Origin of the sequence: Parapedobacter pyrenivorans (genome assembly GCF_014636865.1) — a bacterium.
Taxonomy (GTDB): Bacteria; Bacteroidota; Bacteroidia; order Sphingobacteriales; family Sphingobacteriaceae; genus Parapedobacter; species Parapedobacter pyrenivorans.
In genome coordinates this window covers 1,230,381-1,246,984 of sequence record NZ_BMER01000001.1, presented here as the reverse complement: position 1 = coordinate 1,246,984, position 16,604 = coordinate 1,230,381, and the positions used below count along the sequence as shown (strand labels likewise).

Below are 16,604 nucleotides of genomic sequence, written 5' to 3'. Positions count from 1 at the left end.
AAATTATGAAAAGACAATTTTAATAACTGACTATATAACGCATAACGGCCCCGATTTGTTGCAACGGATTTGTTAAGATATGTTAAACAGACAATAGGATGACCAAAAGAAACTCGTTATCTGAAAGACAACGGGAATCCGCCCCAATGGGATTAGGGGCTATCAACCTAAACCTGTTCTAATTATGGGAAAGCGGTACGTTTATTTCGTCGGCATCCAAAATTTCCCGAAGTTTCCTTACTTTTACGGCTAGTAATAAAGCTCGCAATGGCACCGATGAAGCAAAAAGGTCTATCTGAATTAACAGACAAGGAATTATTACAACTAGTCAAAAAAAGCAAATCAACCAATATCACTAATGCTGTATTGATAGGATTTCTGATAGGAATTGTATTTTACAGCGTGATGAAAAACAGTTTGGGATTTCTGACACTAATCCCTTTGTTTTTTGCATATGTATTGATTAATAAATCGAAACACAATAACAAAGAGTTGGCAGCTCTTTTAAAAGAACGAAATTTAAATAAGCCTTCGTAAAGAGATCGGTGTACGCAAAATACTCGGTGCATCTGTACAAAATATTGCCATGCTCTTTTTAGGGGATTTCGTCCTACTGATTGTCATTGCCTTTGTTGTCGCGGTGCCCATTGCTTGGTATGCCATGAATAGCTGGCTACAGGAATTTGCCTATCAAATCAGCATTACACCGCTACACTTTATCGTGGGATTGCTGGCCACCCTCTTTGTTGCGGGAACTACTGTTTTTATCCGTAGCTTCATCGCGGCGACTAACAATCCAATTAAAGCAATCAGGGAAGACTAGTGAACTCCGAGCTAGCCGGACACTTTCGTTTGACGATATTTTACTTAAGTATCAGGTGTTGGGCTGGCCGGGATCGTCGTAATGGTCGGTTACCTTGCTGGGGTCATTGTGATGCAGCTCGCCGAGGTTATACCGCTTATTGATGACCTTGCCGGGTTGATCCTCTGTATACAGATTGAAAAACAGCACTCCGTTTTCTGTGATTTCAATCCCGCCTGCCTCGCCATCGGCTTCGGCCTCATCCATCCGGCGGGCCAGATCGGCTGACGCGGTGCTGCTGTATTCCAATACATCGCACGTGAGGTTATAGTGATGCGCCTGCGTGCCATCATAAATACTTAACGAGCGCGCCGGACCATCCGGACTGTCCGCCACCAACGTCATCTTAGCCCCGTCAGGAAAGACAATCGTGCGGCGGCTGTATTGCCTGTTTTTAATATGGCGATTATTTAGGCGCTCCATATGGAACGTGCGGCCACCCTGTGAACGGTACCCAACAAGCGTGAGATTGAGCGCCGGATACATGCGGTGGCGAATATAGATAGTCTGGTATCCCGGCGATCCGAGGTCGGCAATGATCTCACCGCCCCCGCTGGTGGTGTAGGTAAGCAGGCCGTTTGCAGTGGTCGTACTGAAACAACCCGACTCGCTTACGGCCTGGCAAGTACCGAGTATGGGCAGCGGCTCTTGCGTGGGCTTATCTTTCCTGCAGCTTGCCAGAAAACATAGGAGCAAAAACATCAATAATCTATTCATCGTGTGTGCGTTTAGGTATGGCCAATACGTGGATCGTCAAAATAGTCGTTGATCTGGTTGTCATTGCCCAGTACCAATGAACCCAGGTCATAGCGGCTTTCTACTTTCTGCCCGGGTACATTTTCTGTATACAGGGTGCAGTAGACCAAGCCGCTGCCGGTGATCTCGAAAGTACTTGTTTCGCCATCGGCTTCGGCATCGTCTAGCTCGCGGACCGCTTCCGTTGACAATTCGCGGGAATATTCAAGCTGCCCGGTTGACGGGTCGAGCCGATGCACCTGTGTACCTTCATAGATCATCATGGATATCGCTCGCCGATCGCTGCCTGTACCCGCCACGGTTATCGTCACCTTGGCTCCGTCGGGAAAGATGATCGTGCGGCGATTGCCCAGCCAGTCCTTGATGTGCTTGCCATTCAGGTTTTCGTGTTCGAAGGTATGGTAGGTTTCTCCACCCCATAGCTGGATTTCAAAGTTTGGATAATCGCGGTGCCGGATGTTGATGGCGTCGCCGATCTGGAAGACCACTTGACCACCCCCGCTGGAAGCAAAGGTATACCAATTACTTACCGTGGTAGCACTGAGGCTGCCTGTTGTGACCGTGCTCTGACAGCCCCCTGACGCCGAAGAAGCGGTGGCCTGTATAGGCTGATATTCCGTTGCGGCCAACATGACCGGCCCCGCCACGACAGCGGCCAAGACCCGGATACTCCTCCTGAATCGATTTCTTCTGCTATTCATCGCTCTTTTTATAGACCTATCGGATAGCAGCAGCAAAGGTCATCAACCATTTGCGATTGCTTCACCCATGGCCTTCAAAACCCGGATGGATGCATCGATCAAGGTGATCTGCTGATTCGTTAGCTTGATGTCGTATTCGTCTCCCGCTTGACGCAGCGCACTCCTCAGACTATCGGCAAAGGCAGTCTCCAACGAGTCATAGCTCTGTACTTCGGTTACCTCCTCACCGCCCTGAAGGACATGAATCATCGTCCCTTCGGCATTGTAAGCAAACACACCGCTTGCGGGCATCGTGTAATCTGAAGTATTATTTTTTATGGAAAAAATATCGATGCATCCAGCCACAGCGAACAGCTTGCCATACGGATCGAAGATAGCCTGCAAGACCAGGTGGTCATCGATGCGGTTGTCTGTGATTGCATCGATCTTGACAGTAGACAATGCTCCGCCCTTGGCGTAGAAAAATGTGTTATCGGGGTAATATGACCGGTAGGAATAGGCGTCTTCGCTGAATTCTACGAATGGATTGTGCTTGGTATATTGCCATGGGTTTTTATCCAGTGTGTTTAAAAAGCGTTGTTCATTAAACCCCAGTGCATCATGCGGATCGGGCCCATATAATTCTTGATAATAAGCGAGTATAAGCCTGGCGATACCGTGCGACACAATGGCCGGGAAGTTGGCTGTCCCGCCGTCGCTCTGAAGTTTGAAAACCGCGCCGAGTACGATATTTAGATGATCGACGCAGAACGTCAGTGCTTCTGCAGTGTATTTAATGAGTCGATTAATTTCTACCGTGGCAACTACGCCCACCCCATCAGTCAGGACGATCACGGCGCCATCGGCAATGGCCATTGCACCGTATTTGGCCGCTTCGATGGTGCCGTCGATCAACTTAATGGCCCATTCGGGAACTTGTGTCGCGTCGGCGATATCATACGTCACTTTGATCTGATCAACAAAACCACCGTTTAAATCCATACTGAAGGTTATGACGGCATGATCGTCTTGTTCGAGCTGGATATGATCGAGGTCCATGCTGAAACTTAACGTGTTGCCGCTTAGTTGGATGGAGGGATCGTAGATACGGTACTGGGAGTCTTGCGCGTACCATTCTGTTTCGTAACGATTATTTTTCCGAGACCGCACGGACCCGGGATAGAGCGCCAATAGGTTGTTAATAATCGTGCTGGTGTTAACATCAGGCTTGTGATCATAAAGCTGGAAACTCTCGATGGTGTCATCCATGTCGTCCTCGTCGCTCTCGTCTCGGATCGTTTTCATACTGACATGCTGATCGGGCCCGATGAGCGCTGTTCTACCCTGAAAGTTGGCTTTGGAATAGACCCGTACCCAGGCCTGGGAACTGGTGTCGACCCAGCTGATATCGTCTTTCATATCGTTATTGGAGGTTATCCCTTCCCATAAAACCTTGCTTAGGTCTGCAACAGCCTGCGGCCCATCATAGTTCTTGTAACCATCGGTTCCCTTTTTTCCGTCGGTTTTCTTGTAAAACGTTAAATTACAGTTAGACATAATAAGATGTTTGTCAGAATAAATGGTAGTAGATGCTCAATTGTTCGAAAACGAAGGTCGGCGATTTAACGTTGTCAAGACATCCCTCTTTTGGGGGGGAGATTGAGGGTGCGTTAAAACTGCACAGCATCCCGTAACTCTATCGTATTGTAATACTTGATGTTGGTAGGGGTGATAATATCTATAGGTACGAAGATCTCGGGACTGGGTTTCTTCTTAAGGATCAGGTATTCGTATAGTACCCTAATCCCTTTGTAAGCTTGCATCTGCGGTTGTTGGGAGATAAGAAAACTGATGTGCTCCTTTTTTAGGTATTCGATGTTCGCATCGATTAAGTCATAACCAATCAGACATAGCTTGTCTAAGGCACTTGCGGGAAGTAGCCGAATCAATTTGTGGATATCGTTGGTTACAAAGATGCCTGACAGGGCGGGGGTTGATTGAATAATATCGAGCAGTTCTTTTCCGATGGTTTGTTCGTCTTCGACTCGGTTCTCAAAGGTAATCAATCGGTGGCTTTTCTCTTTGAAATAGCTGATGAAGCCGGCTTCTCGGCTTGCGAAATGCAGGTGATTGTCGTCTTTTTTCTTGATGGTTGCGATCAGAATTTTAGATTGGTCAGGCACGCATCGCGCCATGATTTCGGCAGCTGTGTATCCGCTATCTCGTGAATGCTGGCCGATAAAGGATAGCTGTCCAAGCCCGCTGATGTTGCTGTCAAAAAAAACCACCGGGATGTTTTTTCTAGCGGTGGCGTTGAGCAGACGCTCGGTATCTTGGTGAAATACTGGCACCATGAGTATTCCCTGAAAATTACCGAGAATCGCTTTTGATACGGCGTCTTTAAACGAAAGGGTGTTGTTTTGGCTAAAGGATAACGCCTCCAGTTCAATACCATAGGGGCTTAGTTCATGCATCGCAGCATCGAAGCCTTGCTGATGGTGGCCCCAATAAGGGATATCATGCGTGGCGTAAGGCATGATGACAGCGATACGGTACTCTTTGGCCGATTTGAGTCGGCTTGCAAATATATTGGGCTGGTATCCCAGTTCCTCGATGGCTTTGAGGATTTTGGCTTCGGTTGCCTTGGAAACGCCGCCGCGGTTATTGAGAATCTTGTCCACTGGGCCTGTGGACACACCGGCATATCGTGCAATATCTTTTATTCCTATGGTTCGTTTCTTTGCAGACCCCATTTTTCGATTGTAAGCTTGAAAAACAAAAATACAAAAAAATAGTCAACGTTCACTTTTTTGTAAAAAAATTTGGCGGTTTGGAAGTTAATCTATAAAATTGCGCCATAATAGTCAACGTTGACTATTTAACACCAATTAAAAACCATGAGCGGAAATATCCATACGAAACGAATTTATAGGGCTTCCTGTGTAGCCTTGGTAGTGACCGCACTGACCTTTGCGATCCGGGCCAATCTACTGGGTGTATTGGGAGAAGAATTTGAGCTCACCGCGATGCAGATTGGCAATGTGGCGGCTGCGGCTTTTTGGGGATTTACCGGTGCGATGGTATTGGGTGGGGTATTATGCGACTGGATCGGGATGGGACGGCTGTTTCTGTTGGCATTCCTTGGCCATGCCATCGGCATTGTATGGACAATTTTTTCGTCTGACTACCGGTCGCTATTTTTATCAACCTTGCTTGTGGGCTTAGCCAATGGCTTTGTCGAATCGGCAAGCTATTCCATGTTGAGCAGTATCTATGCGGACGAGGATAAAACTAAACGGATAAATGACTGGCACATCTGGTTTCCGGGCGGTATTGTCATCGGCGGGGTATTGGCTTACCTATTAACCTCCGCGGGATTTAATTGGAAAGTTCAAATGGTTGTGATGTTGATTCCGACATTAGCCTACGGCGCAATGTTCTGGAAGCAGCGTTTCCCGAAATCTGAGCGAGTGAAGCTGGGTGTATCTGACCGGGAAATGTTCCGTGCGTGTCTGAGCCCGCTATTCCTATTAATGTTGTGTTGCATGTTGCTTACCGCTGCTACCGAGTTGGCTACCAACCAATGGATTGTAGAGTTGCTATCGGCGGTGGGGGTACACTCCATCTTGTTATTGGTGTTTATCAACGGCATTATGACCATCGGACGGGCCAATGCAAGGCACATCCTGAAACACCTTAGTGTAACGCAACTGCTTTTTGTATCGGCTGTCCTTTCTTTTTTAGGCTTGCAATTATTGGGATATGCGCACGGATATCTGTCGTTCTTGGCCGCAGGGATTTTCGCCATGGGCATCTGCTTTTTCTGGCCCACAATGATCGGGTTCGTTTCGGAGAATCTTCCCAAAACCGGGCCATTGGGTTTGTCGTTAATGGGCGGAGCGGGGCTTTTTTCGACGGCGTTGGCATTGCCTTGGCTGGGTCAAATCTTCGATACTCATTTATTGGGCGCCGTTCCCATCGGCTTTTCAGTCGAGCAACTAAAAGATTCGACCGATGGAGCGGATATGCAGCTTTGGGCAGATCTGAAGCTTAATGCAGGCGCGTATACGTTGCGTCTGGCTTCGGTACTCCCAGGGATACTTGTTGTTGTATTTGCTGCCCTCCATTTGTCAAGAAGGAAGCGTGCTGCCGGAAAGGCAAGTACAGCTATGCAGTAAGGTTATGATTTTTGTAGGTATGAAAGGAACATCATGAAAGTAGGAATAGATAGTTATTGCTTCCACCGTTTATTCGGTGAGGTCTATCCCGGACAGGACAGACCCGAAAAGGAACTCAGTTTTGAAGGGTTCATGGAAAAAGTGGATGATTTGGGTATTGATGGCATTTCCCTGGAGTCGTGCTTCATCCCCCGCTTCGACGATGCCTATTTAGCCGGCATTAAACAGTGGTTAGACCGATCGGGGTATGATAGTGTGTACGCCTGGGGGCATCCGGATGGACTGGAAGGTGGGCAAAATGAACAGGCGTTTGAGGATATGCTGCGGCATATCGAATATGCACCCAAGATTGGGGCTGATGTAATGCGGGTAGTGGGCAGCAGCCTGGAATTTCGGTTTCTGCCACACGAACCGCAATTGGAGAAGCTATCCGAGCTATTTACGGAAGCGACCAAATTGGCGTCTAAACTGGGTGTAAAACTCGCGGTAGAAAACCACATCGACTACAATTCGGATGAGATACTCCGTTTGGTCAACAACGTGGCATCTCCTAACTTCGGTGTCAACTTTGACTCGGGAAACTTCCTGCGGGTATTGGATGACCCTATCCAGGCCATGGAAAAGCTGGCCCCGCATGTCTTTGCAACCCACATCAAGGATATGATCCCGGTGAAAGAAGTTCCGGTAAACGAATGGTACTTTTTTTCATGTGTGCCGACCGGCAAGGGGTTGATTGCCAATGATCAACTCGCACAGTTGCTCGAAGATCAGGGCTATACGGGATTTCTTGCCGTTGAGGTGGATTTCCTGCACCCATCGTATGCCAATCAGGAAGAAGCTGTGGTAAAGGAAAGCATTAAGGAGTTGAAAAATATTGCAAATCGACTAAAATCTGGGAATCAATGAAAAGTGTCAATATCGGCATCATCGGGTATAAGTTTATGGGAAGAGCCCATAGTAATGCATGGCTGAAAGCGCCATTGTTTTTTGATACCCTGATGCAACCGGTACTTAAGGTGGCCTGTGGCCGCCACGAAAAGGACGTGGCTGCTTTCGCTGAAAAGTGGGGCTGGGAAGAAATTGAAACCGACTGGAAAAAGGTGATCGAACGTGATGACATTGATATCATCGACATCTCCACGCCACAATACTTGCATTATGAAATAGCCATTGCCGCTGCACGCGCAGGTAAACACATTTTCTGTGAGAAACCCATGGCCATGGACATCCGGCAAGCGCAAGAGATGTTGCGGGTTTGTGAAGAAAATAAGGTTACCCATTACCTAAACCATAACTATCGGCGGGTGCCGGCTGTGGCGCTTGCTAAAAAGCTGATCGCTTCGGGCGAGCTCGGCTCGATATATCACTGGCGATGTGCTTACCAGCAGGACTGGATCACAGACCCCGGGTTTCCACTCACATGGCAGTTGCGCGCCGAAACGGCCAAAGCAGGACCGCAATGGGACCTCAACTCGCACTGCGTCGATTTGGCGCAGTACCTCATCGGTGAGATTCGTGAAGTAACGGCTATGACGGCTGATTTTATCACGAAACGCCCATTGGCCGAAGAACAGCAGACAGGCAACCTGAAAGCGGGGGCCAGCGGTTTGGGCACGGGCGAGGTAACGGTGGAAGACGCCGCATTGATGATGGTGAGATTCAGCAACGGAGCGGTGGGCTCCTTTGAGGCTACGCGCTTTGCCAATGGCAGGAAGAATCGACTGACGTTTGAGGTATACGGAAGCGAAGGCAGCCTGGTCTTTAATCTGGAAAACCTCAATGAGCTCAAGTATTACGACAATCGTGGCAAGGCAGGTATGAAAGGGTTTGCCACGATATTGGCGACCGACGAAAGCCATCCCTATGTGGACCATTGGTGGCCGGCGGGCCATATCATCGGCTATGAACACACCTTCGTGCATGCAGCGGTCGATTTTCTCGATGCCATCGCAACGAATAGCCCCGTTACCCCAAATTTTGAGACCGGCTTGGAGACCATACGCGTGCTCGAAGCAGGGCTTCAATCGGCGACGGAGCGGAAGACCATATTTTTATAAATCCTACTAATTCGATACAACATGGAAGTTTCATTAAAAGATCAATTCCTGCAGGAGGGCTATGTAATCATTGATGTCCTCAACGAACGCGAAATCCAGAATTTCCGCATGCTGATGGACGCATTACTCAATCCTGAAATCAAGGCCAATCATGTAAGTGGCAGTCTCAGCTCGTCTTTCCAGCATCTTGGCGATAATCTCGCCGACTTTGGCAAAGAGGCACGGCAGTATTATTTTCACCTCCTTACCAAGCCAGGGACGGAATCGATTCATCATGCTTTCCACCATCCGGTTATATTGGCTGCTGTGCAGCAGATCCTGGGCCCCGACTTGATCGTTAACAACGCATCTATCCTGGCCGCCAACGAAGGGACTTCGTATTCGCTGGGCTGGCATCGGGATATCATTCAGATACCTCAGAATGAGATCGAAGACTGGCTCTTTTCGCCTGACCGATTTCACAACAGTGTGCAGATTAACCTGCCCCTGGTAGACGAGAGCTCGTTGTGGATTGTTCCCCGGAGCCATAATCGGCCGAACACGGAAGCTGAGAATGCAGCGTTTGGAGGCTCCAAACACTACGCACCCGTCGGTGTGGAAATGCCGGGCGGTGTTCCGGTTCCGCTCAAAGCAGGCCAGGCAGTGCTCTACAACAACAACCTCATACACAGGGGCTATACCGACGTGATGAAAGTTCCGCGGCGGACATTGCACATGGGTTACCACAGTGCGGCCTATCCACCTACCTGGCATTTCTATTTGTTGAATGATCAGTTGCTGACGCCCGATTACATCGAAACCCTCAGCCCTACCATGCAGGAGATGATGAACGATTACCTGGCTTGCAGGAAGAAGTATCCGAACATGGAAGATACCTGGAAATGGGGTTACAATTTTCCCGGATAAATCAGCTAACGATAATTGATTTTTGACAATATGCGGTTGCCCATTACCTGGTTATTTTCGCTACTGGCATTTGCGGGTTGCAATCCGCCCAATCCGTTTTCGGAGGCTGATTGGGCGTATCCCGGCGGTACTGCCGGCCAAACCAAATATTCTTCGTTGGATCAAATCAATACTTCAAATGTAGCTGATCTAGAGGTTGCGTGGGTTTTCAACTCGGGGGTGAAATCCGGGAATGTGCAAATGAATCCGCTGATCGTAGACGGCACGGTTTATATCACCACACCTCTGCAGGAGGTGATTGCGCTGGATGGCGTAACGGGTGCGAAAATCTGGCGGTTTAATCCCGCCAGGGAAGGCGAGCAGTTCGGCGGTATCAATCGAGGGATTTCTTTCTGGCGGAAAAAAGGCGAACAGGACCGAATATTTTTCACGAGTGGTGGCTTCCTGAACGCGATCTATGCAGCGAATGGATTACCAGTGCCTGAATTCGGAAGCCAAGGCCGCATTTCGTTGAACGAAAATTTGGTAAAGCCGGCCGACATGATGGGAATCAGTTCCCCCGGTGCGCCGGTTATCTATGGCGATTTGGTGATTGTGGGTGCCATGACATGGTCCTCCCCGGCAAATGTAAGTGCTTTCAATGTGCTGACCGGTGATCGTGAGTGGATCTTTCATACCATTCCGCAGCCTGGAGAACATGGCTACGAAACCTGGGGATCGCAAGATTTCTGGAAAACGGGGGGAGGCGTCAATGTGTGGGGCGGTCTGAGTGTCGACATCGAAAATGGGATGGTCTATTTTTCTACAGGACAACCGAAGGATGATTTTTACAGGCCGGATAACGAAGGTGAGCAGCTATTTGGCAATTCCATCGTGGCACTGCATGCCGAAACCGGTAAACGCGCTTGGCATTACCAGGCGATACACCACGATTTATGGGATTTGGATATGCCCTGTGCACCCATTCTGACTACCCTTCGTCAAGACGGAAAACGGGTGCCGGGTGTCGTGCAGCTCACAAAGACAGGCAACGTGCTCCTATTCAACCGGCTTACCGGTCAGCTGCTATCTGAGGTGGAAGAACGGCCGGTACCAGCCAGTACGCTAGCTGGCCAATATGCCTTCCCTACGCAACCATTCGTGAAGTGGCCGGAACCTTTTTCAAAGCAGGTGGTTACGGCCGATGACTTGACAAATATTAGTGCGGAAGCGCATGCTTATGCACGTGAACGCTTCAATAGTGTGGATGCGGGCTGGTATATCCCCCCGTCTACTAAAGGTATCCTCTATTACGGCATACATGGTGGTGCTGAATGGGGCGGTGGTTCATACGATCCAGTTGATCAGGTAATCTATGTCAATTCGAATGAATTGGCTTGGCGTATCACCATGCAGGATGTAAATAACGAACAGCCAACAGTAGATAAAAACGAACATGGCGGGCGACGGCTTTTTCTTGCCAGTGGTTGTGCCAGCTGCCACGGTGCCGACCGCCAGGGATTGAATGGCACACCGGTATTGAAAAATCTTGCTGAAAAATACACCCAAAAAGATGTTGTCGACATCATCAAGAAAGGCAAAGGCGCCATGCCGCCTTTTGCGCATCTGCCGGAAGATGATGTGCAACTGATAGCCGCTTACCTACTGGATATGGAAGTTGCGGGTAAGGAAAAAGAAGCCGTGGCCGCTAAACCATATTACCGTTCGATGGGCTACAACAAGTTCCTCGATGAGCAGGGGTATCCAGCCACTAAACCGCCTTGGGGTACGTTAAATGCGATTGACCTCGAGTCGGGCAAGATCAAGTGGAAGGTGCCGCTGGGTGAATACCCGGAGCTGACCGCCAAAGGTATACCGCTCACGGGAACCGAAAATTTCGGGGGCAGTATCGCTACCGCGGGAGGGCTGGTATTTGTGGGGGCTACGCGCGATGAACGCTTCCGGGCATTCGATAAGAATACCGGTGAGATTTTGTGGGAAACGAAGCTGCCATTCGGGGGATTTGCCGTGCCAAGTACTTACAGCGCGGGTGGAAAACAATATGTTATCATTCCAGCCACCGGTGGCGGAAAATTGGGCACCATGACGGGTGACGCTTATGTGGCGTTTGCCTTGCCTGATCGCATGCTACAAAAATGACATCATGAAACACGTAATAAATACGATTGCCCTAATCGCCGCTTTCCTACTGGCCATGGAGGGTGCGGCAGCTCAGCGTTTGAGAGGTGATTTGTTTGCCCCCGAGAACCTTGCTGCGTGGTGTATCGTTCCGTTTGACGCAGCGCAACGCACCCCCGAAGCACGTGCAAAGATGTTGTCCGATCTGGGTATTACCAAATTGGCTTACGATTGGCGCGACGAGCACGTGCCGCTGTTTGACCACGAATGGAAGGCGCTCCAAGACAATGGCATTGAGCTATTTGCCTTCTGGTTACCTTCAAATACGGATCCAGCAAACGAGGAACACATTGAACAAGTATTTGCATTTCTAGAGCGAAACGGTATCCAAACACAGCTTTGGTACCTGCCGGGTTGGTTTGAAGGGTATGAAAACCAGATCGAAGGCTTTCATGAAATGTCTTGGCCAGAACAGATCGAATCCATTTCTACGTCCATCCGGTATGTCGCCGAACGAGCGAAGGGGCTCGGCTGTACGGTGGGCTTATACAATCACGGAGGTTGGTTTGGTGAACCCGAAAATCAAGTGGCGATTATTGAGCATTTAAACATGGATAACGTGGGAATAGTTTACAATTTTCAACATGGCAGGCACCATATCAATCGCTTTTCGGAATTTTACCCGCAAATTCAAAAGCACCTCCTATGCATCAATCTTGTCGGGCTTGCGAGCGGGGATCCGATCAATGTAACCCCACTGGGTGAAGGTGATATCGAATACATACTATTGAAAACGATCTATAAAAGCGGGTACACAGGGCCGATCAGTATTCAGAACCATCGGGCCGACCGTGACGCAAAAGCAGCACTTATTGCTGAGCGAAAGGGTTTGAACAAACTAAAAACAAAGCTGATTACACATACTAACTTCTAAACTTTACGTTATGAAACAACGAGAAATGAAACGATTAGCCATTGCGGTGATTTTTTGTGCCACCACATTGCTTACTGGCTGTGCTGTGCTGAAAAATAAGCCTGTTAACGATGTGTTTGCCAAACAGAATCTCGTTGCCTGGTGCGTGGTTCCCTTTGACTCGAAACAACGTGGCCCCGAGGAGCGGGCAGCGATGCTGGCTGATCTGGGCATTACCAAATTGGCCTATGACTGGCGAGAACAGCACATCCCGACCTTTGATGATGAGCTACGTGCCTTGAATAAACATGGAATCGATTTAACAGCTTTCTGGATGACGTCGGGGAATAACCCTCAGGACGACCCATATATCCGGGAGATATTTGACTTTATAGCACGCAATCGGGTTAAAACACAGATTTGGTTGTTGATGGGCGAGTGGGGAGGCTTTAGTGCGCTGAATCAACGAAACAAGGTCTTGGCCATGAGCAAACCCATCGCTTACATCGCGGATCGGGCAAAGGAACTTGGCTGCCAGGTGGCGCTCTACAACCACGGCGGTTGGTTTGGGGAGCCAGAAAACCAATTGGAAATCATCGAGGCGGTAAATCGCAACAATGTGGGCATCGTTTATAATTTCCATCACGCCCGGTTGCATCACGAGCGATTCCCGCAGTTTTTCCCCAAGATTGTGCCCCATCTTTATGCCCTGAATATAGCAGGGCTGCAGGCCGGCGTTACGGACCGCTTTTTCAGAACCGGTCAAGGCGATGTAGAACAGGAGATGATCAGGCAGGTGTGGAAGAGTACATACCGTGGCCCGATCGGTATCATCAACCATGATACAAATGAAGACGCCGCAAAGGGGCTGTCTGATGAAATCAACGGACTTAAAAAAATCCTAAAAGAAATAGGAAATGATCGGGCGCTAGCTACCTACTAGCGCCTTTAGACATTTCTTTCTGAGCTTTCGTGAAGCATTACTTGCTTTTTCCCAAAAATAGTGAACGTTGACTTTCTGGGAGGTTCGACCCACGTATGCAAATTAAAAACCATCATAAATTATGAACAAATGAAAACAATGAAACGCAAACACCCTGTGTTACTGTTGCTGCCCCTATTATTACTCTCCATGGTGGCCAGTGCACAACACGTACTCACCGGCTGGGTACTGGATGAAAACGACGACCCGCTGGCGAATGCCAGCGTAGTGATCAAAGGAAGTACGCGAAGTGCTACGACCGATGTGGATGGTAAATTCGTTCTGGAGATTGACGATCCCACAGAAATGCTCCTGATTACCTATGTGGGGTATTATCCACTCGAGGTGCAGGCGAGAACCGATCGTGAACGGCGGTTTTCGTTAACCATTAACGAAGCGCAGGCGAAACTCGATGAAGTGACGGTGGTCGGTTTCGGCACGCAGAAGAAAGTATCCGTAACAGGGGCTATCTCAACGGTGGCCACACGGGAGTTGGCCAAAACGAGTACCCCCTCGCTTTCCAATGCATTGGGCGGTCGTTTGCCGGGGATCATGACCAGGCAATCAAGCGCGGAACCAGGATCCGATCAAGCACAAATATTTATCCGCGGGATGGGTACGTGGGGCAATCGTTCGCCGATGGTCCTTATCGACGGTGTGGAGCGCAGCCTGGATAATGTCAACGTGCACGAAATCGAAACCTTCTCGGTGTTAAAGGACGCATCCGCAACCGCTGTCTATGGGGTGCGGGGGGCAAACGGTGTAATCGTAATCACCACCAAGAAGGGTGTGATGGGCCGCCCGAAAGTAGCTTTCCGATCGGAATCGGCGGTACTTCAACCTATTCGGCTGCCCGACTACATCAACGGCGCCGAATACGCTAGTTTAATGAACGAGGGCCTCGAACATGTGGGGCAACGCCCCCGGTGGACGGACGAACAGCTCGAAAAGTTTAGGGATGGTAGCGACCCCTACTTATACCCGGATGTCAACTGGACCAGCGAAATCATGCGGAAGAGTACATATCAAACCATCAATAACCTGAATGTAACGGGCGGAGGCGAAATTGTCCGCTATTATGCCAATGCGGGTTATACCGATCAGAACGGTATTTGGAAAAATGACCCGGCCAATGCCTACAAAACCAATGTGCGCATGCGGCGGTACAATCTCCGATCGAATGTGGATGTTAATGTGAGTAAAGACCTGGTCTTCGAGTTGGGAATTGCCGGTATCATCCAGCAAGGCGATTTCCCGGCTACCGGATCAGACGCGCTGTTGGATGCAGTACGGGTTACACCGCCTATTGCCTATAGTGCCCGGAATCCGGATGGCAGCCCGGGGGGAACGCCCACTTTGATCGGAAACAACCCCTGGGGCCTCGCTACACAGGCCGGTTATTCGGTACACATGCACAGCAACGTGCAAGGAACTTTCTCCGCGAAGTGGGATCTATCGTCAGTTGTTACCTCCGGTCTTTCTGTAAGCGGTCGGTTCTCCTATGACCATCATTACTCGGGTGGCATCAACCGGCATAAGTCGTTTGAAGTTAAATACTATACGGGAAAGAATGAACAGACCGGCGAAGACCAATATACCGTGTTACGCGAAGAGCAGCCAATGAACTATTGGCTTTGGAATAGCTCAAACCGGGCCATCTACTCCGATTTTATTGTGAATTATGAAAAGGTCCTGGGCGACCACAACCTCTCGGGGATGGTGCTTTACAACCAACGGGACTACATCAACATTACGGCGGGATCCTCCATCGATGGGTTGCCGTTTAGACGGCAAGGTATCGCTGCAAGGGCAACGTATGGGTTTAGAAATACCTATTTTGCCGAGTTTAATATGGGCTACAATGGTTCGGAAAACTTCCCGAAAGGACAGCGATTCGGCTTTTTTCCCTCCATATCGGGAGGGTGGGTAGTCTCCAACGAATCGTTTATGCAAGATGTCGATTTCCTGGGTTCATTGAAAATCCGGGGATCGTATGGCCAGGTGGGCAACGATCAGATCGGTGGGCGTAGATTCCTCTACCTCACATCGATGAACGCCCGTACCGCTCAAGGTTATCTATTTGGTGACCAACAGACCAGTTGGGCCGGAATTGACGAAATGCAGATTGGAACGGATGACGTAACGTGGGAGGTGTCTACGAAATCAAATGTTGGCTTCGATATGAACCTCCTGAACATGATTACCTTGCAGGTTGATGCCTTCCATGAGCGTAGGGAGGGTATCTTGATCCAGCGGCGAACCATTCCAAACATCGCTGGATTTAATCCATCATCCATCCCTTATGGCAATTTAGGCGTTGCAACAAACAGAGGGATAGAGGGTATGATTGAAGTAAAGAAGAACACAGACAACGGAATATTCTATTCGTTCATGGGGAACTTCACCTTTGCGAGGAGCAGAATCGAAGAAAACGACGAGCCCGTACAACGCTGGGCCTATCAATCGGCAAAGGGTCAACCGATAGATCAACCTTTCGGTCTGGTAGCGTTGGGATTCTTTGAAAGCGTTGAAGATGTAGCCAATAGCCCGAAACAGATGTTTCAAGACGTGGTGCGAGTGGGTGATGTGAAATATAGAGACGTCAACGAGGACGGAGTTGTCGACAATTTCGATGCGGTGGCGATTGGTTATCCCCGTACGCCTGAAATCATGTATGGCTTTGGTGGCACCATTGCCTTTAAAGGGGTAGACTTGAGCGTTTTTTTCAACGGTTCCGGTCGTACAAGCCTCTATCTTAATGGCCCCAGCATTATGCCGTTTTTAAAAGGCCAAGGTTCTTACAACATCCTTCGCGAATTTTATGACAACCGGTGGACACCGGAAAATACTGAGAATGCGTTGTATCCGGCAGCAACGGATGATATTAATCCGAACAATTATCGGTTTAGCACCATCTACCAACGCGATGCGAGCTATGTCAGGTTGCGTAATGCAGAAGTCGGCTATACCTTTCCCACACAAGTTAGCCGACGGATCGGTATTGAACAGCTGCGGTTATTTGTGAATGGGATGAATCTGGCTACATGGGATCAGGTAAAGGTGATCGACCCCGAATCGAACGACGGCGTAGGCAGCTATCCAATCCAGCGGAGCATCAACTTTGGTATTCAGGTTAATTTTAATTAATGAAA

At 49.1% G+C, this 16,604-nt stretch carries 14 protein-coding genes; 10 read left to right on the top strand and 4 right to left on the bottom strand.

Annotated features, from left to right (window positions below; translation table 11 throughout):
- Positions 1-267 precede the first annotated feature (267 nt).
- On the top strand, positions 268-537 hold the full coding sequence (locus tag IEV98_RS04910; RefSeq protein ID WP_229738573.1) for a hypothetical protein: 270 nt from the start codon (positions 268-270) through the stop codon (positions 535-537).
- A gap of 49 nt (positions 538-586) precedes the next feature.
- Positions 587-823: a hypothetical protein gene (locus IEV98_RS04905; RefSeq protein WP_229738572.1), complete on the top strand. Its 237-nt coding sequence runs from the start codon at positions 587-589 to the stop codon at positions 821-823.
- A 51-nt stretch (positions 824-874) separates the two neighbouring features.
- Here IEV98_RS04905 and IEV98_RS04900 read toward each other — a convergent pair whose 3' ends face one another.
- The 4 genes from IEV98_RS04900 to IEV98_RS04885 form a co-directional block, all read right to left on the bottom strand.
- The gene (locus tag IEV98_RS04900; RefSeq protein ID WP_188504775.1) at positions 875-1,579 is read right to left on the bottom strand and encodes a hypothetical protein; all 705 of its coding nucleotides are present in this window, start codon (positions 1,577-1,579) and stop codon (positions 875-877) included.
- Between the two features lie 11 nt (positions 1,580-1,590).
- Complete coding sequence (locus tag IEV98_RS04895) at positions 1,591-2,319, bottom strand: hypothetical protein (protein WP_188504774.1); 729 nt, start codon at positions 2,317-2,319, stop codon at positions 1,591-1,593.
- 42 nt (positions 2,320-2,361) lie between these two features.
- Positions 2,362-3,855, bottom strand: coding sequence for a hypothetical protein (locus tag IEV98_RS04890; protein ID WP_188504773.1), 1,494 nt, complete (start codon positions 3,853-3,855; stop codon positions 2,362-2,364).
- Between the two features lie 113 nt (positions 3,856-3,968).
- Positions 3,969-5,051, bottom strand: coding sequence for a LacI family DNA-binding transcriptional regulator (locus IEV98_RS04885; protein WP_188504772.1), 1,083 nt, complete (start codon positions 5,049-5,051; stop codon positions 3,969-3,971).
- A gap of 144 nt (positions 5,052-5,195) precedes the next feature.
- On the opposite strand from IEV98_RS04885, the gene IEV98_RS04880 reads away from it, so the two are divergent.
- From IEV98_RS04880 to IEV98_RS04845, 8 genes are all read left to right on the top strand, one after another.
- Entirely contained in the window at positions 5,196-6,476 is a 1,281-nt protein-coding gene (locus tag IEV98_RS04880; protein ID WP_188504771.1) for an MFS transporter, read from the top strand.
- Positions 6,477-6,509: 33 nt separating this feature from the next.
- Positions 6,510-7,382: a sugar phosphate isomerase/epimerase family protein gene (locus IEV98_RS04875; protein WP_188504770.1), complete on the top strand. Its 873-nt coding sequence runs from the start codon at positions 6,510-6,512 to the stop codon at positions 7,380-7,382.
- A complete protein-coding gene (locus tag IEV98_RS04870) occupies positions 7,379-8,533 on the top strand; it encodes a Gfo/Idh/MocA family protein (RefSeq protein ID WP_188504769.1) in 1,155 nt (384 codons plus the stop codon). The genes IEV98_RS04875 and IEV98_RS04870 overlap by 4 nt, the downstream gene beginning before the upstream one ends.
- A gap of 21 nt (positions 8,534-8,554) precedes the next feature.
- Positions 8,555-9,439 carry a phytanoyl-CoA dioxygenase family protein gene (locus IEV98_RS04865; RefSeq protein WP_188504768.1) on the top strand — a complete coding sequence of 295 codons (885 nt, stop codon included), beginning with the start codon at positions 8,555-8,557 and terminating at the stop codon, positions 9,437-9,439.
- 30 nt (positions 9,440-9,469) lie between these two features.
- Positions 9,470-11,578: an outer membrane protein assembly factor BamB family protein gene (locus IEV98_RS04860; protein ID WP_188504767.1), complete on the top strand. Its 2,109-nt coding sequence runs from the start codon at positions 9,470-9,472 to the stop codon at positions 11,576-11,578.
- Positions 11,579-11,582: 4 nt separating this feature from the next.
- Positions 11,583-12,491 carry a sugar phosphate isomerase/epimerase family protein gene (locus IEV98_RS04855; RefSeq protein ID WP_188504766.1) on the top strand — a complete coding sequence of 303 codons (909 nt, stop codon included), beginning with the start codon at positions 11,583-11,585 and terminating at the stop codon, positions 12,489-12,491.
- Between the two features lie 10 nt (positions 12,492-12,501).
- Positions 12,502-13,413, top strand: coding sequence for a sugar phosphate isomerase/epimerase family protein (locus IEV98_RS04850; RefSeq protein WP_188504765.1), 912 nt, complete (start codon positions 12,502-12,504; stop codon positions 13,411-13,413).
- Between the two features lie 129 nt (positions 13,414-13,542).
- Entirely contained in the window at positions 13,543-16,599 is a 3,057-nt protein-coding gene (locus IEV98_RS04845; protein ID WP_229738571.1) for a SusC/RagA family TonB-linked outer membrane protein, read from the top strand.
- The last annotated feature ends 5 nt before the right edge of the window (positions 16,600-16,604 follow it).